Consider the following 20,256-nt stretch of genomic DNA (forward strand, 5'->3'; position numbering starts at 1 on the left):
GAGCCCCCGCCATGAGCGCGACGCGTGAGCAGAACTACGTCGGTGTCTTCGACGGCAAGGTGGGCTTCGGCGCCAAGCCGGCCGTCATCGTCATCGACTTCACCCTCGCCTACACCACGCCGGGGTCGCCCTTCTTCGCCGAGGGCGTGGTGCGCGCCGTGGCCGATACCGTCCCGCTGCTGGCCGCCGCGCGCGCCGCCGGCGTGCCGGTGATCCATACCCGCGTCGAGTATCACCCCTCCGGCGCCGATGGCGGCTGGTTCGTGCGCAAGGTGCCGGCGCTCCGGAAGATGGTCGCAGGCGAGCCCCTCGCGCAGATCGACCCCAAGGTGGCGCCGCTGCCGGAGGAGGTCGTGCTGGTGAAGCAGTATCCGAGCCCCTTCTTCGGCACGCCGCTCGCGCCCATGCTCGCCGCGATGGGCATCGATACGCTGATCCTCGCGGGCTGCTCCACCAGCGGCTGCGTGCGCGCGGGTGCGCTGGACGGCGTGCAGCACGGCTACCGCGTGATCGTGCCGCGCGAATGCGTGGGCGACCGGCATGACGGGCCGCACGATGCCAACCTGTTCGACATCAACGCCAAATACGGCGATGTGGTGGCCCGCGACGAGGTGATCGCCCATCTGGGCGGCCTCGCGAAGAAGGCCGCGTAAGGGAAGGAAAACGAGTGATGGAAACGACCACGGCTGACGACGCGATCCGCGTCTACTGGATGACGGGCTGCTCCTCCTGCCTGCGGACGAAGGAATTCCTGCAGAAGCACGGCGTGCCCTTCCTGTCGCGCAACGTGCTGGCGGATGAGGATGCCTATGCCGAGCTCGAGCGTTTCGGGCTGAAGCAGGTGCCCATCGTCACCCGCGGCGACACCTGGGCGAATGGCCAGGTGCTGCGCGACGTGGCGCAGCTCTGCGGCATCGCCTACGGCCCGCCGCGCATGCTGCCGGTGGAGGAGATGCGCCGCCGCCTGGATGCGGTGCTGGCCGGGGCCGCGCGGTTCATCGCGCAGATGCCGGACGAGGCGCTGGCGCGCGACCTGCCGAACCGGCCGCGCACCTTCGGCCAGCTCAGCTGGCACATCGCCAACATCGCCGACGCCTTCCTGGAGCACGAGGACGGCATCCCGCTCACCTTCGACAGCTACATGCGTGTCCCGACCGATGAACAGGGCAGCCGGGCCGCACTCATCGCCTATGCCGAGGCGATGCGCGGGCGCATGTCCGACTGGTTCGATGGCCCCGGCCGCGACTGCGACTGGACGCGGCGTGCCGATGTCTATTACGGCGAGCAGACGATGCATGAGTTCCTGGAGCGTACCGTCTGGCATGCCGGGCAGCATGTGCGACAGCTGATGTGGGTCCTGGAGGGACTCGGCATCGCACCGGACCGCCCGCTCGGGCGCGAGACCTTCGAGGGCCTGCCGATGCCGGAGAAGGTCTGGGACGAGGCCGACCCGGCCAAGGTCCGACGCGCTTCGTAGATGACGTTGCCAGGGACGTTGTCCCTGTCGATGCGGCTGAGGGGCGGTTTTCCCTTCAGGGTGGCGCGCGGCCTTGCAGGCCAGCGCCGACTGCGCCGCCCCCCCCCCCCGCTACAGGGTGAACAGCCGGCCGTGCTGCGGCATGGCGTCGGCGATGCCTTCCTGGCGCAGCGCCCGCCAGTAGAGGACGGGGTTGGCGGCCAGGACGGGCGTGCCCAGTTCCGCCTCCATCTCCCGCGCCAGCGCCCGGAAGGAGGAGTTGGTGCCGACCTGGATGATGGCCTCCACCTCCGGCCCCGCCAGGTCACGCACGGATTGCAGGATGCGTTCGCGCGGGATGCGCGCGATGGCGGCGGGGCCTGGCGCCTTCAGGCCGATCAAGCGCACCACCTCATGCCCCGCATCCTCGAACAGGGCCCGGGCGGCGGCATCGCCGACCGGCATGAAGGGCGTCAGCAGCGACAGCCTGATCCTCCGCCCGAACATGACGTCCAGCGCGGCGAGGATGGCGCTGGTGTAGTCCGTCACGCGGCAGCCGATGCGGGCGGCGCACTCGGCGACGAGCTTCTGTCCGGCCGCCCCGCCGCCCACGAAATTCTCCGCCATCACGCCCAGCACGACATGGCCGGGGGCGGCCGGGGCCAGCGTGTCCAGCGCGGCGTTCAGCCCCGCCACCATGGATGCCCGCACCGCGAGCGTATCGGCGTCGCTGGTGACCGCACGGTCGGGGTTGGGGATGCGCGCATGGGCGTTGATGACGCCGGGCGGGCGCAGCGCCTCCATCTCCGGCTGGACGGAGATGTTGGTGGCCGGCGCCACCACGCCCATCAGCAGTCGCGGCTGTTCTTCCTGCATGGCGCGACGTTAGGTCAGTCCCGGAACCGAGGGAATGATCCGGGCGGAGCGACGCGACAATCAGGATGAGCGGTGACGTGAAGGCCCGTCTTCGACGGAACGCTATCGTCGCAGCCCTGGATGCGCCATGCTGCGCCATCAGCGCCGCCGCGGCCCCCGCAGCTTGCCCGCCGTGCCGCCACCCCCGAGAGCTTCCCTGCACAGCCAGGCCGCCCGCCGCAACTCCGGCCGGCGACCCCGTCCTGAAAGGACATCGTCCACCATGGCCAACCTCCCCCCCCTTCCCGCCGCCGGTCGTGCCCCCCAGGGCGGCAACAACCCGGGCGGCAACAACCCCGGCAAGGCCAATCCGAAGGATGCCCGCACCGGGTCGAAGAACAGCGGCGCCCAGAAGCAGGGCGGCGTGAACAAGGCGACGCAGGCCAGCCGCAAGCACGGCGACCGCTAAAGGCCGCGCCGCCGCGCTCAGCCGGCGGCGTCGAAGCCGCGCCGCGCGTCCCGGATCGCCCCGTGGTGGCGATCCGCCCAGCCGATCAGCGGCCGCACGGCCTGCACCAGCGACCGCCCCAGGTCCGTCAGCGCGTACTCCACGCTCGGCGGCACGGTCGGATGCACCGTCCGCGTCAGCAACCCGTCGCGCTGCAGGTCTCGCAGCGTGATGGTCAGCATGCGCTGGGAGATGTCGCTGATCGCCCGGCGCAATTCGCCGAAGCGGTGCGGCCGTTCATCCAGCGCCAGCAGGATCAGCGCCGACCATTTGCCCGACAGCCCGGCGATCACGTCGCGAATCGGGCAATCCGCGATCGACATGCCGGAAGCCTTGGCCTCCGCCAGCGTCTTGTGGCGCGGCGCCGCGCTTTCAGTCATGGGGTGGTATCCTTCCGGTGCCCTGGGGTGATTCCGGTGCCTTCTTTACGGCGCCCGGAGCCTGTTCCACATCCAATGGGCTACTTTCTAGCCCTGCTTCCTTAAGGGAACCAGTGCGCGAGAGAGCCATCGCGAAGGATCCCTGGACCATGCCCGAAACCCTCCTCGTCACCGGCGCCGCCGGCCAGCTCGGCCGCCTCGCCGTCGAACACCTCGCCACCCTGCATGGCGGCCCCGTCGTGGCCGCCAGCCGGGACCCCGCGAAGCTCGCGGACCTCGCCGCGCGCGGTATCGCGACGCGCCGCATCGATTTCGAGGATGCCTCCTCCCTGGCCGAGGGCTTCCGCGGGGTCGACCGCGCCCTGATCATCTCCACCGACGCGATCGAACGCCCGGGCCAGCGCGCCGCGCAGCATCTGGCGGCGGTGGAGGCGGCGGCGAAGGCCGGCGTGGGGCGCCTGGTCTATACCTCCATGCCGAAGCCGGAGCCCGGCTCCCCGATCGTCTTCGCGGCCGACCACCATGCGACGGAACAGGCGATCCGGCGCAGCGGCCTGGCGCACACCATCCTCCGCGTCAGCTGGTACCAGGAGAACCTGCTGGGCTCGCTCGGCGGCATCCTCGCCTCCGGCAGCTGGGCCACCGCCGCCGGGGATGGTCTGGTGCCCTATGTGGCGCGGGAGGATGCGGCCCGCGCGGCCGCCGCGGCCCTCGCCTCCGACAAGGCGGCGAACGAGACGCTGGACGTGACCGGCCCGCGGGCCTGGAGCACGGCGGAGCTGGCTTCCCTCATCGCCCAGGTCTTCGGCAGGCCGATCCAGCTTCTGCAGATGGACGACGCCACGCTGGCGGCGCAGCTGGACGGCTTCGGCCTGCCCGGTTTCCTGGTCCGGATGCTCGTCTCCATGGACCGCAACACCCGGGAAGGCCGCCTGCCGCCGGTGACGGATGTGGTCGCGCGGCTGACCGGCACGCAGCCGCGCCCGCTGGAGGCCTTTCTACAGGCCCAGAAGGCGGGTTTCCCGGTCGCGGCGTAGCCTGGCGACTGGCGGGGCGGCGCACCAGCCGCCCCTTCCGCCCGGCAACGACATGGCGAAGCGGTCGGATCATCGATGAAGCGCGCCGATATCGCGCGCTGGGCCGGCCAATTCCACCTGGCCGGCATCGAGCCGATCCGGGAGCCTAACGCTCCTCCGCTGCCGCCGGCGCCTGCCCCGGCAGCAGCGCCAGCAGCGATTGCAGGTCGCGTTCCGCCCGGCAGGCGAGGTAGCGGTCGCCTTCCCCACCCTCGATCGGAAACACGGTCAGGCCGACATCGCCATAGACGCGCAGCAGGCCGGGGCCGACGCGCCAGAAGGCGGCGTCCACGCCCGCGCGGTCGCACATGTCCCGGAAGCGCCAGATGGCGGAGACGCGGTCCCTTTCCTCCCCCGCCGGATCGCCGAGCGCGAGCCAGATCCCGTCGCGCTTGACGAAGGCGAAGCCGGCGCGCCCGGCCTCCCCGAAGACGGCGCCATCCGCCGTCTCCGGCGCCGTGGCGCCGAGGGCCAGCAAGCGGCCGCGCACCTCCTCCCCATAGGGTTCCGGCGCCAGCCGCGCGGGCCGCAGCAGCCGCGCCGCCGCCACCAGCAGCAGCACGGCGGCGAGGCCCACGGAAAAGCGCAGGCTGTCCGGCGCCAGGGGGCTGGCGACCACTTCCCACCAGCTCTCGCCGCCGACCTTGCCGCCATAGCTCACCATCGCGAGCATGATGGCGCAGGCGCTGACCACGGCGAGTGGCAGCACCGTCTCCACCCCCATCGGTTCGCGCATCAGCCTTGCGTCACGGTAGAAGGCGCTCCGCATGGCGGCCAGCAGCGCCGCCACCAGGATGAAGGCGCCCCAGAGCCACCAGCTGTCGGCACGCAGCCAGCAGATCAACGCGCCGTTCAGCAGCAGGATGATCCCCGCGCCCCAGGCCAGCGTCAGGCGCCGCAGCAGCCCGTAGCCCATGACCAGCAGCAGCGAGCCCACGACGGAGGCCGCGAAATGGGACGCGACCGCGGCTTCGTATCCCGCCCAGAGCGCCACCGCGCTGTCCCGCGTCGGCAGCGCGCCCAGGAACAGCAGCAGCGTGCCGCCAAGGCCGACCAGCCCCGCGATGGCCGGCACTTCCAGCGCATCCGTCACCCGCTGGTCCGCCACGAAGCGCGCCAGCACGGCGCGGCGCTGCGCGATCTCGAACCCCGCGAACAGGATGCCGGCCAGGAACAGCGGGATGATGTAGTAGTAGAGCCGGAACAGCAGCAGCGCGCCCACCACCTGGGCCGGCGTCAGCCAGGGCGCCAGGCCAGCCAGGATCGCGCCGTCGAAGACGCCGATGCCGCCGGGCAGGCTGGCCGCGATACCGGCGGTGTAGGCGGTGATGTAGATGCCGAGGAAGCGGAGGAAGGTCAGCCCCTCCGCCGGCGGCAGCAGCGAATAGAAGATCATCGCCGTGATCGCGACATCGACGCTGGCCAGCACCGTCTGCGCCACCGCCATGCGGAAGCCCGGCAGGTCGATCCGGTAGCCGAAGATGGTGATGTGCGACCGGATGCGGGACATGGTGACGTAGGCGATCACCAGCGCCCACATCACCAGGCCGATGCCCTGCATGATCCAGTGCGGCACATGCTCGCCAAGCCCCGGCACCACCTCCGGCTCCACCACCAGCACCATGCCGCCCAGCGCGAAGCCGCCGAGCCCGAAGGTCAGGGAGGTGAAGGCCACGACCTTGGCGATGGCGACCGGCGGCAGCCCCCAGGCCGCGTAGAAGCGGTAGCGCACCGCCGCCCCGGACACCGCCGCGAAGCCGAGGTTGTGCGCCAGGGTGTAGGCGCAGAAGGACGCGAGCGAGGTGCGGGCGTAGCTGACGGGATACCCCGCATAGACGCTGCCCAGCCGGTCGTAGATGGTCAGCACCGCATAGGCGAGCAGCGTCCACCCCGCCGCGATCCACAGCGTGGCGGGCGGGATCGCCGCCAGCGCCGCCTTGATGTCGGCGACCGACAGGGTGCGGAACTTGTCCTGCACCACCCAGATCGCCGCGCCCAGCAGCAGCAGCCCGAAGACCGCGACGCCGTGGCGGCGCGCCAGCGACAGGAAACCCTTCATGCCGTCTCGGCGCCGGTGGTTTCGACCGTCGCTTCCCTCGCCAGCGCGCCCTCGATCAGCGCGATGGTGGAGGCGATGCCATACAGCGCCACGAAGCCGCCGAAGCGCGGTCCCTCCGGCTGGCCGAGCAGCACCTGGTACAGCGCGTTGAACCAGGCGCGGGAGACACCCGGCCTTCCGCCGTCCTTGGCGGGTTCCAGGAACGGCTCCCGCCGCCCGGCGTCATAGACCAGGTCCTGGATGGCCCGCGCCTGGTCTTCCGGCGGCAGCGCCTCCAGGTCCGCGATCCGGTCGCGCAGCGATGCGGCCAGCGCCGCCAGCGCCACGCGCTCCCCTTCGGTCGGCGCGCGGTGCTGCTTCGTCGGCAGCACGCGGTCGCGGTAATAGGCGACGGCATATTCGATGAGGCGCGCCAGCAGCGGATGCGTCTCCCCGCTCGCCTCGGGGGCGTAGCGGCGCAGGAACCCCCACAGCATCTCCGGCTGGTCGGCGTTGATCACGCTGGCCAGGTTCAGCAGCATGGTGAAGGACACCGGCGTGCCGGGGTCGTTGCTCGGCCCGCCATGGATGTGCCAGGCGGCATTGTCCGGCGTCGGCGCCGCGCGCAGGCGGTCCAGGTTCTGGACGTATTCATCCACCGCGCGGGGAATGACATCGAAGAACAGCCGCTTGGCACGCTGCGGCTGGTTGTACATGAACTGCGCCAGGCTTTCCGGCGGCGCGTAGTGCAGCCATTCGTCGATGGTCAGCCCGTTGCCCTTGGACTTGCTGATCTTGCCGCCTTCCTCATCGAGGAAGAGTTCGTAGGTGAAGCCGATCGGCGGCTCCCCCCCCATCACGCGGCAGATGGCGCCGGACAGCTTCACGCTGTCGATCAGGTCCTTGCCCGACATCTCGTAATCCACGCCGAGCGCATACCAGCGCAGCGCCCAATCCGCCTTCCACTGCGCCTTGCAGTGGCCGCCGGTGATCCGCGTGCCGAAGCGCTCCCCGGTCTCGGGGTCCTTCCACACCAGCAGATCCTCGGCCGGGCGCACTTCCTCCATCGGCACCTGCATCACCACCCCGGTCTTCGGGTGGATCGGCAGGAACGGCGAATAGGTGGCGCGGCGGTCCGGCCCGAGCGTCGGCAGGATCACGCCCTTCACCTTCTCATGCCGCTCCGCCATCCGCAGCAGCGCCGCGTCGAAGCGGCCGGAGCGGTAGTAGTCGGAGGAGGAGGCGAATTCGTAGTCGAAGCCGAACTGGTCCAGGAAGGCGCGCAGCCGGGCGTTGTTGTGGTGGCCGAAGCTCTCATGCGTGCCGAAGGGGTCGGGGATCGCCGTCACCGGCCGGCCCAGGTAGCCCGCCAGCATCTCCCGCTGCGGCACGTTGTCCGGCACCTTGCGCAGGCCGTCCATGTCATCGGAGAAGGCGATCAGGCGGGATTGCAGCCCGGTCAGCCGCTCGAACGCCCGGCGCACCCAGGTGGTGCGGGCCACCTCCCCGAAGGTGCCGATATGCGGCAGGCCGGAGGGGCCGTAGCCCGTCTCGAACAGCGCGGCGGGCTTTCCCCCCCCTGGGGCCCCGGCCTTCACACGCTCCGCCACTTTGCGCGCTTCCTCGAAGGGCCAGGCCCTGGTGGCGGCGAAATCGGCGGCGGAGGCGGACATGCGCGGGGCACCTCAAGCGGGAAACGGTCCGGGGTTATAGGGGGGGCGGGCCGGGCAGGCGACCCCGGGGCTTTGCATGGCCGGCCACCGGCATGGGGCGACCGTAACCCTTTGGGATGAATTGGGGGTGTAACGTCCCGGCGCCATCATCCTGGAACTGTTGTGATGAACGCCTGCCCCTGTTGCCGCCCGGCCGGCCTCGGTCGCCGTTCCCTGCTGGCCGCCGCGGCGCTGGCCTGCCTGGCGGCCGGCCCCGCCCGCGCCGCGACGCCGGCCGCCGGCCCGCGCCATTCGCCCAACCAGGCGCTGGCCATGCTGATGGCAGGCCATGCCCGCTACCTCGCCGGTGCGGCCGTGCCGGTGGCGCACAGCGCCGAAGCCCGCGCCGCCCGCGCCGCCGGCCAGGCGCCCTTTGCCGCCATCCTCGGCTGCGCCGATAGCCGCGCGGCGCCGGAACTGCTGTTCAACACGGGCCTCGGCGAGCTGTTCGTCGTCCGCAATGCCGGCAACGTCGCCGATACGGGCGCGGTGGGCAGCCTGGAATACGCCGTCGCCAATCTCGGCGTGTCGCTCATCATGGTACTCGGCCATGAACGCTGCGGCGCCGCCGATGCCGCGGTGGCCGCCGCCCGCGCGCCCCTCGCCCTGCCGCCCCAGCTCAGCGACATGCTCCAGCCCCTCATCCCCTCCGCCCTCGCCGCGCTCCGCGCCGGCGGCGACGTGCTGGATGGCACGATCCGCGCCAATGTCGCCCGCAGCGCGGCCCGGCTGGCCGAGGTCAGCCCCGTTCTCTCCGCCGCCAGCACCGCCGGCCGGCTCCGCATCGTCGGCGCCCGCTACGACCTGGATGATGAAGCCGTCACGCTGTTGAGCTGACGGGAGGGCAGCCCTGCGCCACGGTTGTTTGGCGCCGGCGCCGCTTTCCGCTATGCGATCCCGGTTTGCAGCAGGGCTTGCAGCCCAGAAGGAGCAGCGTGCGATGCGTGTCGGAGTGATCGGCGCCACCGGAGCGGTGGGGCGGGAGCTGGTGGAGGTCCTGGGGCGTCGGCGCTTCCCGGTGACGAAACTCCGCCTCTTCGCCTCCGGCCGCAGTGCCGGCACGCGGCTCCAGACACCCTTCGGCGAGGTGACGATCGAGGAATTCACGCCGGAAGCGGCGCGGGACCTCGACCTCGCGCTGCTCGCCGTCTCGGGCGATTTCGCCAAGAAGTATGCGCCCGGCCTGGTCGCGGCGGGGGTGACGGTGGTCGACAATTCCTCCGCCTTCCGGCTGGAGGACGACGTGCCGCTGGTGGTGCCTGAAGTGAACGCTTCCGCCATCGGCGATGCCCGGCTGATCGCCAACCCCAACTGCACCACCGCCATCGCCGTCGTTGCGCTGGCGCCGCTGCACAAGGCCTTCGGCATCAAGCGCGTCATCGTCTCCACCTACCAGGCGACCAGCGGCGCGGGTGCCGAGGGCATGGCGGAGCTGGAACGCGAGACCCGCCGCGTGCTCGTTGACGGAGAGAAGGCGCAGAACGAGGTCTTCGCCCACCCCATCGCCTTCAACGTCATCCCCCACATCGATACCTTCCAGCCCAATGGCTACACGAAGGAGGAGATGAAGGTTGTCTGGGAAACCCGGAAGATCATGGGCCTGCCCAACCTTCCCGTCTCCTGCACCGCGGTCCGCATCCCGACCATGCGCGTGCATGCGGAAGCCATCACGATCGAGACCGAGCGCCCCGTGACGCCCGAAGCCGCCCGCGAAGTCCTGCGCGCCGCCGCCGGCGTGAAGGTGGTGGATGACGTCGCCAACAAGCTCTACCCGATGCCGCTGACGGCCACCGGGCAGGATGATTGCGAAGTCGGCCGCATCCGCCAGAACCTGGTCTTCGGCGACCACGGCCTCGACCTGTTTGTCTGCGGCGACCAGTTGCTGAAGGGCGCGGCGCTGAACGCGGTGCAGATCGCGGAGCGCATCCCCGCCCTGCGGGTGCCTGCCTGACCATCATGCATCGGGGGAAGATCGGTCGGATGGCCGTCATTGCGGCGCTCGAACGATTTTCCCCCTTTGTTCCCCCCTTTGTTGAGCGGGGCGCCGCCGCCACATTGGCGGCATGAGCCCCCCGCGCCCCGCGGACGCCGCCCGGCCCCCCCGCCTCCTGCTGCCGGACAGCCCCGCCCTCATCGCCGGCTTCGGGCGCGGCACGCTGCTGACCCCGGATGGGGAGCTTTTCGCCGGCCCCGCCATCGAGATCGGCCGCCGCCTGCGGGACATGCCCCCGCCCATGGTCGTGCACGCGCCGGCCACCGCGAAGCGCCTTGGCATCGGCGCCTTCCCTGCCTGTGACCTGCTGGAACTCTTCGCCTTCTGCCTGCCCGCCCGCCCGGTGGCACCGACGCCGCGCGGCATGGCCATCGCGCTGGAACGCGACGCGCCGGCGGATGAGGAAGCGATGGCGGCCATGCTGCCGGACCTCGCCACCATCCTGCTCCGCCACCTCGCCGCCGGGCGCAACGCGCCGCTGAACCGCGATGCCGCCATGCTCGCCGCCAAGCTGCGGGCGGAGGTGGAGTGGCCCTGGGCGGACAGCGTCCTCGCCGCCCTCGGCCAGCCGGATGCCCGCCCGTCCCTCGACCCGCTGAAGGTCTGGCGCCGGCTTCCCGACTGGGAGGAAGTGGCCCCCGCCCCGCCCCCCGCCCACCACCCCGTCTCCCCCGCCGATGCCCGAAGGCGGCTCGCGGAAATCCTGGGCGAGGGCGCGGAACAGCGCCCCCAGCAGGCGGACTATGCCTCCGCCGCCGCCGGCGCCTTCCAGGCGCGGGACGCCAAGGGCGCGCCGAACCTGGTGCTGGCGGAAGCCGGCACGGGCACGGGCAAGACGCTGGGCTATGTGGCGCCCGCCAGCCTCTGGGCGGAACGCAACGGCGCGCCGGTCTGGATCTCCACCTTCACCCGCAACCTGCAGCGCCAGATCGACCAGGAAACCGCGCGGCTCTACCCCGAGCCCAATGAGCGCCGCCGCCGCGTCGTCGTCCGCAAGGGGCGGGAGAACTACCTGTGCCTCCTCAACATGGAGGAAGCGGTGGGCGCCGCGGGCATGGCCGGCATCCTGCTCCCCCTCGCCCTCGTCTCCCGCTGGGCGCTGGCGACGCGGGACGGGGACCTGATGGGGGGTGACTTCCCGGGCTGGCTGGCGGAGCTGTTCGGCACGCATTCCGTGCTGCCGCTGGCGGACCGCCGCGGCGAATGCATCCATTCCGCCTGCGGCCACTACAAGCAGTGCTTCGTGGAGCATTCGATCCGCCGCGCCAAAACCGCCACGCTGGTCGTCGCCAACCATGCCCTGGTCATGGTCCAGGCCGCGCTGGGCGGGGGGGAGGATGGCCGCCCGCTGCGCCTCGTCTTCGACGAGGGCCACCACCTGTTTGACGCCGCCGACGCCGCCTTCTCCGCTGATCTGACGGGCGGGGAGACGGCGGAGCTGCGCCGCTGGCTGCTGGGCGCGGAGGGTGGCCGTTCCCGCGCCCGCGGCCTCGCCCGGCGTCTTGAGGAACTCATCGGCGATCGCCCGGATCTGCTGCTGCCGCTGGAGGAAGCCCTCCAGGCCGCGCGCGCCCTGCCCGGCCAGGGCTGGCCCAACCGCCTCTCCGATGAACGCGACGAACCCCGCGGCGCGACCGAGGCCTTCCTTCGCGCCGTGCGCGGCCAGGTGCTGGCCCGCGCGCGGGACGAGGATGCGGGCTACGGCATCGAATGCGACCTGCACCCGCTGGCACCCACGGTGGCCGAGGCCGGGGAGGCGCTGCGCGACGCCCTCGCCCGCCTCCAGGCGCCGTTGCAGCTGCTGCGGGACCGGCTGAACGCCAGGCTGGATGATGAGGCGGAGGAGCTGGAGGTCGGCGACCGCATCCGCATCGAAAGCACCTGCCGCAGCCTGGAACGCCGCGCGCTCATGCCGCTCGGCGCCTGGGGCGCCATGCTGGGCATGCTGCGCGAACCGCCCCGCCCGCCCGGCGTGCGGCCGGACTATGTGGACTGGTTCGCGCTGGAACGGCGGGAGGGCCGCGAATTCGATTGCGGCATGTTCCGCCACCACCTGGACCCGACCCAGCCCTTCGCCATGGCCGTCGCCGCGCCCGCGCATGGCGTGCTCATTACCTCGGCCACGCTGCGCGACCAGGCCGAATTGTCGGAGGATGACCCCGAAGCCGCCTGGCGCGCGGCGGAGGCCCGCACCGGCGCCAGCCACTTGGCATCGCCCGCCATCCGCGCCGCCGTCGCCTCACCGTTTGACTACGCCACGCGCACCCGCGTCCTCGTCGTGGAGGACGTCAACAAATCCGACCCCGCCCAGGTCGCCAGCGCCTATCGCGCGCTGTTCACCGCCTCCGGTGGCGGGGCGCTCGGCCTGTTCACGGCGGTGCGGCGGCTGCGGGATGTCCATGCCCGCATCGCCCAGCCTTTGGCGGAACGCGGCATCCCCCTCTACGCCCAGCATATCGACGCCATGGACAATGCGACCCTGGTCGATGTCTTCCGGGCGGAGGAGACGTCCTGCCTGCTCGGCACCGATGCGATGCGGGACGGGGTGGATGTGCCGGGCCGGTCGCTCCGTCTGCTGGTCTTCGACCGCGTGCCCTGGCCGCGCCCTTCCATCCTGCACCGCGAACGCCGCACGCATCTCTCGGAAGGCCAGCCCAAGGCGCATGACGACGCCATCGCCCGCCACCGGCTGCGCCAGGCCTTCGGCCGGCTGATCCGCCGGGGCGACGACAAGGGCGTCTTCGTGCTGCTCGACCGTTCCTGCCCCAGCCGACTGCTGGCCGGCCTGCCCGCCGGCACCACGGTGCGTCGCCTCGGCCTGGCCGATGCCGTGGCGGAAACCCGCCTGTTCCTGGACGAAGACTGAGAGGATCACCATGGACCTCCGCCCCACCATCGCCGCCCCGGATGACGACCCGTATCTGTGGCTGGAGGATGTGGAGGGCGAGGCCGCCATCGCCTGGGTCGCGCAGCAGAACGCCCGCACGCTCGCCGCCTTCGCCGATGCGCGGTTCGACGCGGATCGCGAAGGGCTGAAGACCGCGCTGGACCGGCCGGACAAGCTGCCCATGGTGACGCGGCGCGGGCCGCACCTCTTCAACTACTGGCAGGACGCCGCCCATCCCCGCGGCCTCTGGCGCCGCACCACCCTCGACAGTTTCCGCACCGCGACGCCGGAGTGGGAGGTGCTGCTGGATCTCGACGCGCTCGCCACGGCCGAGGGTGAGGATTGGGTCTGGGCCGGCGCCGCCACCTACCCCGTCACGCATGACCGCGCGCTTCTGCGCCTGTCCCGTGGCGGCGGGGATGCCGTGGTGATTCGGGAATTCGACCTGGCGGCGCGCGCCTTCGTCGAAGGCGGCTTCGTGCTGCCGGAAGCCAAGGGCAGCGCCGATTGGCTGGACCGGAACACGCTGCTGCTGTCCTCCGCGCTCGGTGGCACCACCAGTTCCGGCTATGCCAGCACCATCCGCCGCTGGTCGCGCGGCACGGACCCGATGCAGGCGCCGGTGCTGTTCGAGGTGCCCGCCGACCACCTCTCCGCCTGGGCCGGCGTGGATCGGGAAGGCGGCGTGGAGACGGTGGTCTTCCGCGACGGCATCGGCTTCTTCGATGCCACCATCCATATCGGCGACCGCAACGGCCCGCGCACCCTGGTCCCCCTGCCGACCGACGCCCACTACACCTGGCAGCACGGCTTCATCGCGGTGAAGCCCCGCACGCCCTGGACCGTGGGCGACACCACCTTCGCGCCGGACACGCTGCTGGGCCTGTCGCTGGCCGATCTGCTGGCGGGCAAGGTCGAACCGCTGGTGCTGTTCACGCCGGAACCCCGCCGCGCGCTGCAGGGCTTCACCTGGTGCGATGGCCGGCTGGTGCTGTCGATCCTCGACGACCTCGCGCCCGTCTTCACCATTCTGACCCCTGGCCTGACCCCCGGCGCGGGCGAATGGGCAGCCGCCGAAATCCCCGGCCTGCCGCGCATCGGCGTGGTCAACCTCTGGCCCTTCGACGCGGAGGCCGAGGAATCGGACGGCACCCTGCTGGCCCTGGCGCAGGACCCCGTGACGCCGCCGGAACTGCTGCTGACCAGCGTAGCCCCCGCGACGCCCGCGCTGCTGAAGGCCTCGACCCCCGCCTTCGATGCGTCGGGGCTGGCGGTGACGCGGCACGAAGCGATTTCGACGGATGGCGAACGAATCCCCTATGTCCAGGTCGGACCGCGCGACAACAGCGGCCGCGCGCCCGTCCACCTCTCGGCCTATGGCGGCTTCCAGGTCTCCCGCCTTCCCGTCTATTCCACTGTCTCCGGCCGCCTCTGGCTGGCGAAGGGCGGCACGGCAGTGGTCGGCCAGATCAGGGGCGGCGGCGAATTCGGCACCGCCTGGCACGAGGCCGGGCGCGGCGCCCGCAAGGCGCGAAGCCATGATGATTTCGCCGCCATCGCCGCCGACCTCGTCGCCCGCGGCGTCACCATCCCCGCCCGCATCGCGGCGGAGGGCGGTTCGAATGGCGGCTTGCTGATCGCCAACATGCTGACCCGCTACCCCGATCGCTTCGGCGCGCTGTTCTGCACCATCCCGCTGATCGACATGCGCCGCTACACGAAGCTGCTGGCCGGTGCGTCCTGGATCGCGGAATATGGCGACCCCGACAAGGCCGAGGATTGGGCCTTCATCCAGCACTTCTCCGCCTACCACGCCGCCGAGCCCGGCCGCCCCTATCCGCCCATCCTGCTGGCCACCACGCGCCGCGACGACCGCGTCCATCCCGGCCATGCCCGCAAGATGGCCGCCAAGCTCCAGGCGCTGGGCTACGATGCGCGCTTCTATGAGCCCGAGGCCGGCGGCCATGGCTATGGCAAGGACAATAGCGAGGTCGCCCGCTTCGCCGCCCTCGGCGCCGCCTTCCTGCGGCGATCCATCGGCTGGGATGCCTAAAGCCTGAACCCGGCGCGGCTTGACCCCCGGGCTGCCCCGCGCGACGACGACCCACACGCCTGGAGACGATTGAGATGCCGACCCGCGCCCCCGACCGCCTCGCGCCCTTCACCGCGCAGGAAGCGCTGGTCTGCGCCATGGTGCTGATGTCCGTCGCCGATGGCCCGATGTCCGACGCCGAACTCGCCATGATGACCCGCCTGGTGCAGGGCCTGCCCGCCTTCTCCGACTTCCACAGCGCGGAGATCGAGACGGTGACGGAGGTCGTCTCCAACCTCCTCGGCCGTACCGATGGCCTCGACGATGCGCTGACCATGATCCGGGAGGCGCTGCCCATGCGCCTGCGGGAAACCGCCTACCTGCTGGCCTGCGAGGTCTGCGCCGCGGATGGCGATGCGACGCAGGAGGAGTTGCGCCTGCTGCAGGACCTCCGCATCGGTCTCGACCTGGACCGCCTGATCGCCGGCGCGATCGAGCGCGCCGCCAAGGCCCGCTACCAGGTCATCTGAAAACCGGGGGGCGCGAGGCCCCCGGCCTCAGCCCTCCATCAGCACCCCATCGCGCGCGACCACGCGCCCATGGCTGATGACCGTGCGCTTCGGCGGCGTGGCCACCACTGCCTCCTGCACATTCTCGGCGTCCAGCAGCACGATGTCGGCGCGAGCCCCGACGCCGAGCCCGTAATCGGCGAAGCCGCAGCCCTCCGCCGCCCAGTCGCTGACGGTGGCGAAGGCCAGTTCCAATTCGTCGTCGCGACGGAACTCGTTCTTCAGCCCGATCAGCATCGCGCGTTGGAGCATGTCCGGCATGTTGTAGGGGGTCCAGGTATCGCGGATGCCGTCATTGCCGCCGAAGATCGAAACCCCCGCCGCCCGCGCCTTCTTCACCGATGGCACGGGCCGCGACGGCGGCGCGGTGGTGGCCAGCCCGATTCCCGCCTCCCCCAGCGCCGCATAGAGCGCATCCGCCCGCGCGACATCGCCCAGGCAGAAGGCGTGGCTGACCACGACCTTCCCCTGCATGCCCAGCGCCACCGTCCGCTCGATGATCAGATCCATCGCGAAGGCGCCAAGCTCACCGGGTTCATGCAGATGGATATCCACCGGCACGCCATGCTTGGCCGCCATGGCGAAGATCAGGTCGCAATGGCCCTTGGGATCGCGATCGATGCCGGAGGGATCGAGCCCGCCGATGATGTCCGCGCCATTCCGCAGCGCCTGTTCCAGCAGCTCCGCCGTCCCAGGCCGCACCAGCACGCCGGATTGCGGGAAGGCCACCACCTGGATGTCCATCGTGCCGCGCAGCCTGTCGCGCAGCGCCACCAGCGCGTCGCAATGCGCGGTGCCGATTTCCGTATCCACATCGGCGAAGCTGCGGATGCGCGTGGTGCCGCGCTTCAGGAACTCCTGCGCCAGCCGGTCCGATTGCCGCGCGGGGTCCAGGCCGAGCTTCTTCCGCTCCGCCCGTTCGCCATCGATGCGGTCGATCAGCCGCGGCCCGACCTCGTTCTTCCACCACCCCATGCCCCAGAGCGACTTGTCGAGGTGGGTGTGCCCCTCCACGAAGGCCGGAAGTGCCAACAACCCGCCCGCATCCTCCACCACCGTCCCCTCGGGCGCGGCAAGGCCGGGCGCCACGGCGGCAATGCGCCCGCCTTCCACCAGGATGTCGGTCGCCGTCCCACCCATGGGCCGGCAGTTGCGGATCAGCAGCGCGCTCATGCGAGAATCCAGTTCCGGAACAGGTCGAGGTCGATATTGCCGCCGCAGAGGATCGTCGCCACGCGCTTGCCGCGCATCCGCTCCCTCTCCTGCATCAGCGCCGCCAGCGGCGCGGCGCCGGCACCCTCCGCCAAATTGTGGGTATCCTGCCAATAGGCGCGGATGGCCTCCGCCACCTCGTCATCCGTCACCGTCACGATGCGCGCCGCGCCCTTCATGATGATGGCGAGCGCCCCGGGGTCCGGCACTCGCGTCGCCATGCCATCGGCCTGCGTCACTGCCGCCTCCGTCGTCACCACCCGCCCGGCCGCGAAGCTCCGCGCATAGGCATCGGCGCCCGTGCTCTGCACGCCGATGATGTCCGTCGTCAGCCCCAGCAGGTCCCGCGCCATGATGCAGCCGCAGATGCCCGACCCCAGCCCGATCGGCACATACAACGCATCCAGCTTCGGCGCCGCGCGGAACAGTTCCAGCGCATAGGTCGCGACGCCGCAGACCAGGTCCGGCGCGAAGGAGGGTGCGAATTCCAGCCCCCTTTCGCCGGCCAGCCGCATCGCCTCCTCCCGCGCCGCGTCGAAATCCGCACCGTGCTCGACAAGGGTCGCCCCCTGCGCGCGCATCGCCGCGTTCTTCTCCGCGCTGTTGCCGCGCGGCACGACGATGGTGACGGGCACGCCGCTGCGCGCCCCCGCATAGGCCAGGGACTGCCCGTGATTGCCGCGGGTGGCGGAAATCACGCCCGCCACGCCCGGCCTCTCCCTCGCCAGCCGGTCCATGTACACAAGCCCGCCGCGCACCTTGAAGGCGCCGGTCGGCGTGTGGTTCTCATGCTTCACCCACACCTCCGCCCCCGTGCGCGCCGCCAGCAGCGGCCAGGCGTATTGCGGCGTCGGCGGGAAGACGCCGTGCACCAGGCGGGCAGCGGCTTCGAGGGCGGGCAGGTCGAACACGCGGTCACTCCGATCGGAAACGAGGCTGCGCCGGTGGCGTTCAGCCCCGGAACCATAGCGGAGGGCGTGACCATGGCCATCACCGTGGACAGCAGCCAGTGGACGGGACAGAGCGACGACAAGCCGCCGGCGGTGCCGGTGGTGTGGGGTGAATTCGCCGATGAGGCCGCGCGCGACGCCGCCATGGCCCAACTCCGGGCCGGCGGCGCGCGGGACGAGGTCGGCGCGACGGAGGCCGCGACACCCGAGGCCCCGGCGATGAACGACCAGGTCGATCCGCCGGATGAGCATCCGGAACAGGCGGATCGCCGCAACCAGCGCCAGCTCGGCGTCGGCACCGCCATGGCGGCCACCTCCATGGCGGCCGCCGGCATCGTGATCGCCAGCGGCGGCGCCCTGCTGCCCGCCATCGCCGCGGCCGCCGCGGCCGGCGCCGGCACGGGCGCGGTGGGGGAGGCGGTGGCCAATGCCGTGGCCCCCGCCGCGACGGAAACCCATGAACCGCCGCCGGATGCCGCGGGGCCCGTCATCGGCCTGCGCGCGCCCGACGACACCGCGCGCCGACAGGCGGAGGAAGCACTCCAGGCGCTCGGCGCACAGCGCATCTTCGTGCAGGAAGCCGGCTGAAACGCGATCGGCCAGCCTGGAGGTCCAGGCTGGCCGACTCGCGAAAGGCACAGGAGGCACGGATCGTGTCGGCACAGGCACCGTCGCGCCTGGGCCCATCGCGCCGGAACCCGGGCGTGCCGGGTTCCGCCAGTTCAACTGCTCACATGGGTCGCAGGTTGGTGGCGGCGGCCTTGCCGCGTTCCATCGCCACTTCGTAGGACACCTTCTGGCCTTCGTTCAGGCCCTGGAGCCCGGCCTTCTGCACGGCGGTGATGTGGACGAACACGTCCTTCCCGCCATCCGACGGGACGATGAAGCCGAAGCCCTTCGTCGCATTGAACCACTTAACGGTGCCGATCGCCATGCGATCCGCGCTCCTTCTGACAAGCAACGCCCTGACGCCGATCGCCCGGGCGGGGGCGCCATGCGATGGCGAGGCCAGAAGTCGCCCGGGGAATAGCCCGGGAGGCACGGCGGAAAGCCAGGACGCAATGACACGTGAAGGATGCTCAACCGCCCATCCAGGTGTCAAAGCCCCGCAGGCCCTGGTCACGGCGTTGTCAACTTTGTGACAAAATTCGCGAAGACGGGGTGCAGGCAACGAAAAAGGGGGCGGACCCGCAGGTCCGCCCCCCCTTCCAGACGTCCGGAAATCGGACCGCGTCCCGGCCGGGTTTCCCCGGCCGGTTCGGGATCAGAAGTCCATCCCGCCCATGCCGCCCATGTCGCCACCGCCGGCCGGGGCCGACTTCTTCTCGGGGCGCTCGGCAACCATGGCTTCGGTCGTGATCAGCAGGGACGCGACGGAAGCCGCATCCTGCAGCGCCGTGCGCACGACCTTGGTCGGGTCGATGATGCCGGCGGCGACCAGGTCCTTGTACTCGTCCTTCTGGGCGTCGTAGCCGAAGGTGTAGGTATCGGTGCGCAGCACCTCACCGGCCACCACGGCGCCGTCCTTGCCAGCGTTCGCGGCGATCTGCTTCGCCGGCGCCTGGATCGCCTTGCGGACGATCTCGATGCCGACCTGCTCGTCGTTGTTCAGGCCCTTGACGGAACCCAGGTTCTGGCTGGCGCGCAGCAGCGCGGTGCCACCACCGGGGACGATGCCTTCCTGCACGGCGGCGCGGGTCGCATGCAGCGCGTCGTCGACGCGATCCTTGCGCTCCTTCACCTCGACCTCGGTCGAGCCGCCGACGCGGATGACGGCGACGCCACCGGCCAGCTTCGCCAGGCGCTCCTGCAGCTTCTCGCGGTCGTAGTCCGAGGTGGTCTCCTCGATCTGCGCCTTGATCTGCTCGCAGCGGCCGGTGATCTCTTCCTTGGAACCCGCACCATCGACGATGGTGGTGTTTTCCTTCTCGATCTTCACCAGCTTGGCGCGGCCGAGCATCGCGAGCGTCACGCTCTCGAGCTTGATGCCGAGGTCTTCGCTGATCACCTGGCCACCGGTCAGGATCGCGATGTCTTCCAGCATCGCCTTGCGGCGATCACCGAAGCCCGGCGCCTTGACGGCGGCGATCTTCAGGCCGCCACGCAGCTTGTTGACGACGAGGGTGGCCAGGGCCTCGCCCTCGACATCCTCGGCCACGATGACGAGCGGACGGCCGGACTGCACCACGGCTTCGAGCAGCGGCAGCATCGGCTGCAGCTGGGACAGCTTCTTCTCGAAGATCAGGATGTAGGGGTTGTCCATCTCGGCAACCATCTTCTCCGCATTCGTGATGAAATACGGGGAGACGTAGCCGCGATCGAACTGCATGCCCTCGACGACGTCGAGTTCGGTCTGGATGGACTTGGCTTCCTCGACGGTGATGACACCCTCGTTGCCGACCTTCTCCATCGCCTTGGCAATCATCTCGCCAATCTCGGACTCGCCGTTGGCGGAGAGGGTGCCGACCTGCGCCACTTCGGCGGAGGAGGTGATCTTCTTCGTCTTGGCTTCCAGCTCGGCGACGACATGCGTCACGGCCTTGTCGATGCCGCGCTTCAGGTCCATCGGGTTCATGCCGGCGGCCACG

Annotated in this window: 18 protein-coding genes; 10 read left to right on the plus strand and 8 right to left on the minus strand. The window is 70.9% G+C overall.

Annotation, left to right across the window (positions count from 1 at the left end; genetic code table 11):
* The first annotated feature begins 11 nt into the window (after window positions 1–11).
* Window positions 12–653 (plus strand): N-carbamoylsarcosine amidohydrolase, encoded by a 642-nt coding sequence (locus tag ACTIE5_RS20095; RefSeq protein ID WP_439551499.1) that lies wholly within the window; start codon window positions 12–14, stop codon window positions 651–653.
* A 17-nt stretch (window positions 654–670) separates the two neighbouring features.
* Window positions 671–1,477, plus strand: coding sequence for a DinB family protein (locus ACTIE5_RS20100; protein ID WP_439551500.1), 807 nt, complete (start codon window positions 671–673; stop codon window positions 1,475–1,477).
* A gap of 111 nt (window positions 1,478–1,588) precedes the next feature.
* Here the strand turns inward: ACTIE5_RS20100 and ACTIE5_RS20105 are convergent, their stop codons facing one another.
* Window positions 1,589–2,332, minus strand: coding sequence for a maleate cis-trans isomerase family protein (locus ACTIE5_RS20105; RefSeq protein ID WP_439551501.1), 744 nt, complete (start codon window positions 2,330–2,332; stop codon window positions 1,589–1,591).
* A gap of 262 nt (window positions 2,333–2,594) precedes the next feature.
* On the opposite strand from ACTIE5_RS20105, the gene ACTIE5_RS20110 reads away from it, so the two are divergent.
* Window positions 2,595–2,780, plus strand: coding sequence for a hypothetical protein (locus tag ACTIE5_RS20110; protein ID WP_439551502.1), 186 nt, complete (start codon window positions 2,595–2,597; stop codon window positions 2,778–2,780).
* Between the two features lie 17 nt (window positions 2,781–2,797).
* Here ACTIE5_RS20110 and ACTIE5_RS20115 read toward each other — a convergent pair whose 3' ends face one another.
* Complete coding sequence (locus ACTIE5_RS20115) at window positions 2,798–3,199, minus strand: winged helix-turn-helix transcriptional regulator (protein ID WP_439551503.1); 402 nt, start codon at window positions 3,197–3,199, stop codon at window positions 2,798–2,800.
* A gap of 149 nt (window positions 3,200–3,348) precedes the next feature.
* Between ACTIE5_RS20115 and ACTIE5_RS20120 the strand changes: the two genes are divergently transcribed.
* A complete protein-coding gene (locus tag ACTIE5_RS20120; protein WP_439551504.1) occupies window positions 3,349–4,236 on the plus strand; it encodes an NAD(P)H-binding protein in 888 nt (295 codons plus the stop codon).
* Between the two features lie 145 nt (window positions 4,237–4,381).
* Here ACTIE5_RS20120 and ACTIE5_RS20125 read toward each other — a convergent pair whose 3' ends face one another.
* Together ACTIE5_RS20125 and ACTIE5_RS20130 are read right to left on the minus strand one after the other, a co-directional pair.
* Window positions 4,382–6,334 carry a lysylphosphatidylglycerol synthase domain-containing protein gene (locus ACTIE5_RS20125; protein WP_439551505.1) on the minus strand — a complete coding sequence of 651 codons (1,953 nt, stop codon included), beginning with the start codon at window positions 6,332–6,334 and terminating at the stop codon, window positions 4,382–4,384.
* Window positions 6,331–7,986, minus strand: coding sequence for a lysine--tRNA ligase (locus ACTIE5_RS20130; RefSeq protein ID WP_439551506.1), 1,656 nt, complete (start codon window positions 7,984–7,986; stop codon window positions 6,331–6,333). Before ACTIE5_RS20130 ends, ACTIE5_RS20125 begins: the two co-directional genes overlap by 4 nt.
* Before the next feature lie 165 nt (window positions 7,987–8,151).
* On the opposite strand from ACTIE5_RS20130, the gene ACTIE5_RS20135 reads away from it, so the two are divergent.
* From ACTIE5_RS20135 to ACTIE5_RS20155, 5 genes are all read left to right on the plus strand, one after another.
* The gene (locus ACTIE5_RS20135) at window positions 8,152–8,862 is read left to right on the plus strand and encodes a carbonic anhydrase (RefSeq protein ID WP_439551507.1); all 711 of its coding nucleotides are present in this window, start codon (window positions 8,152–8,154) and stop codon (window positions 8,860–8,862) included.
* A gap of 103 nt (window positions 8,863–8,965) precedes the next feature.
* Window positions 8,966–9,976, plus strand: coding sequence for an aspartate-semialdehyde dehydrogenase (locus tag ACTIE5_RS20140; protein WP_439551508.1), 1,011 nt, complete (start codon window positions 8,966–8,968; stop codon window positions 9,974–9,976).
* 112 nt (window positions 9,977–10,088) lie between these two features.
* Entirely contained in the window at window positions 10,089–12,884 is a 2,796-nt protein-coding gene (locus tag ACTIE5_RS20145; RefSeq protein ID WP_439551509.1) for an ATP-dependent DNA helicase, read from the plus strand.
* A gap of 10 nt (window positions 12,885–12,894) precedes the next feature.
* Window positions 12,895–14,958, plus strand: coding sequence for a prolyl oligopeptidase family serine peptidase (locus tag ACTIE5_RS20150; RefSeq protein WP_439551510.1), 2,064 nt, complete (start codon window positions 12,895–12,897; stop codon window positions 14,956–14,958).
* 74 nt (window positions 14,959–15,032) lie between these two features.
* A complete protein-coding gene (locus tag ACTIE5_RS20155; RefSeq protein WP_439551511.1) occupies window positions 15,033–15,467 on the plus strand; it encodes a tellurite resistance TerB family protein in 435 nt (144 codons plus the stop codon).
* Window positions 15,468–15,494: 27 nt separating this feature from the next.
* Here ACTIE5_RS20155 and ACTIE5_RS20160 read toward each other — a convergent pair whose 3' ends face one another.
* Together ACTIE5_RS20160 and ACTIE5_RS20165 are read right to left on the minus strand one after the other, a co-directional pair.
* On the minus strand, window positions 15,495–16,679 hold the full coding sequence (locus ACTIE5_RS20160; protein ID WP_439551512.1) for an amidohydrolase family protein: 1,185 nt from the start codon (window positions 16,677–16,679) through the stop codon (window positions 15,495–15,497).
* A complete protein-coding gene (locus tag ACTIE5_RS20165) occupies window positions 16,676–17,629 on the minus strand; it encodes a threonine dehydratase (RefSeq protein ID WP_439551513.1) in 954 nt (317 codons plus the stop codon). The genes ACTIE5_RS20160 and ACTIE5_RS20165 overlap by 4 nt, the downstream gene beginning before the upstream one ends.
* Window positions 17,630–17,701: 72 nt before the next feature.
* Here ACTIE5_RS20165 and ACTIE5_RS20170 point away from each other — a divergent pair, with 72 nt between their 5' ends.
* Window positions 17,702–18,256, plus strand: a complete 555-nt coding sequence (locus ACTIE5_RS20170; RefSeq protein WP_439551514.1) for a hypothetical protein — start codon at window positions 17,702–17,704, stop codon at window positions 18,254–18,256.
* A 142-nt stretch (window positions 18,257–18,398) separates the two neighbouring features.
* On the opposite strand, the gene ACTIE5_RS20175 is transcribed toward ACTIE5_RS20170, so the two are convergent.
* Both ACTIE5_RS20175 and groL read right to left on the minus strand, forming a co-directional pair.
* The gene (locus tag ACTIE5_RS20175; protein ID WP_092955136.1) at window positions 18,399–18,602 is read right to left on the minus strand and encodes a cold-shock protein; all 204 of its coding nucleotides are present in this window, start codon (window positions 18,600–18,602) and stop codon (window positions 18,399–18,401) included.
* A gap of 330 nt (window positions 18,603–18,932) precedes the next feature.
* Window positions 18,933–20,256, minus strand: a 1,324-nt coding sequence (groL, locus tag ACTIE5_RS20180; protein ID WP_439551515.1) for a chaperonin GroEL, incomplete at its 5' end; no start/stop codon positions are given.

It is taken from the genome of Falsiroseomonas sp. (assembly GCF_051859025.1).
In the GTDB taxonomy this organism is placed as follows: domain Bacteria; phylum Pseudomonadota; class Alphaproteobacteria; order Acetobacterales; family Acetobacteraceae; genus Falsiroseomonas.

Coding starts and splice junctions, on each gene's coding strand:
- ACTIE5_RS20110 (WP_439551502.1), top strand. CDS start 2,595: ATGGCCAACCTCCCCCCCCTTCCCGCCGCCGGTCGTGCCCCCCAGGGC.
- ACTIE5_RS20105 (WP_439551501.1), bottom strand. CDS start 2,332: ATGCAGGAAGAACAGCCGCGACTGCTGATGGGCGTGGTGGCGCCGGCC.
- ACTIE5_RS20120 (WP_439551504.1), top strand. CDS start 3,349: ATGCCCGAAACCCTCCTCGTCACCGGCGCCGCCGGCCAGCTCGGCCGC.
- ACTIE5_RS20170 (WP_439551514.1), top strand. CDS start 17,702: ATGGCCATCACCGTGGACAGCAGCCAGTGGACGGGACAGAGCGACGAC.
- ACTIE5_RS20175 (WP_092955136.1), bottom strand. CDS start 18,602: ATGGCGATCGGCACCGTTAAGTGGTTCAATGCGACGAAGGGCTTCGGC.
- ACTIE5_RS20155 (WP_439551511.1), top strand. CDS start 15,033: ATGCCGACCCGCGCCCCCGACCGCCTCGCGCCCTTCACCGCGCAGGAA.
- ACTIE5_RS20150 (WP_439551510.1), top strand. CDS start 12,895: ATGGACCTCCGCCCCACCATCGCCGCCCCGGATGACGACCCGTATCTG.
- ACTIE5_RS20095 (WP_439551499.1), top strand. CDS start 12: ATGAGCGCGACGCGTGAGCAGAACTACGTCGGTGTCTTCGACGGCAAG.
- ACTIE5_RS20115 (WP_439551503.1), bottom strand. CDS start 3,199: ATGACTGAAAGCGCGGCGCCGCGCCACAAGACGCTGGCGGAGGCCAAG.
- ACTIE5_RS20130 (WP_439551506.1), bottom strand. CDS start 7,986: ATGTCCGCCTCCGCCGCCGATTTCGCCGCCACCAGGGCCTGGCCCTTC.
- ACTIE5_RS20145 (WP_439551509.1), top strand. CDS start 10,089: ATGAGCCCCCCGCGCCCCGCGGACGCCGCCCGGCCCCCCCGCCTCCTG.
- ACTIE5_RS20135 (WP_439551507.1), top strand. CDS start 8,152: ATGAACGCCTGCCCCTGTTGCCGCCCGGCCGGCCTCGGTCGCCGTTCC.
- ACTIE5_RS20160 (WP_439551512.1), bottom strand. CDS start 16,679: ATGAGCGCGCTGCTGATCCGCAACTGCCGGCCCATGGGTGGGACGGCG.
- ACTIE5_RS20100 (WP_439551500.1), top strand. CDS start 671: ATGGAAACGACCACGGCTGACGACGCGATCCGCGTCTACTGGATGACG.
- ACTIE5_RS20125 (WP_439551505.1), bottom strand. CDS start 6,334: ATGAAGGGTTTCCTGTCGCTGGCGCGCCGCCACGGCGTCGCGGTCTTC.
- ACTIE5_RS20140 (WP_439551508.1), top strand. CDS start 8,966: ATGCGTGTCGGAGTGATCGGCGCCACCGGAGCGGTGGGGCGGGAGCTG.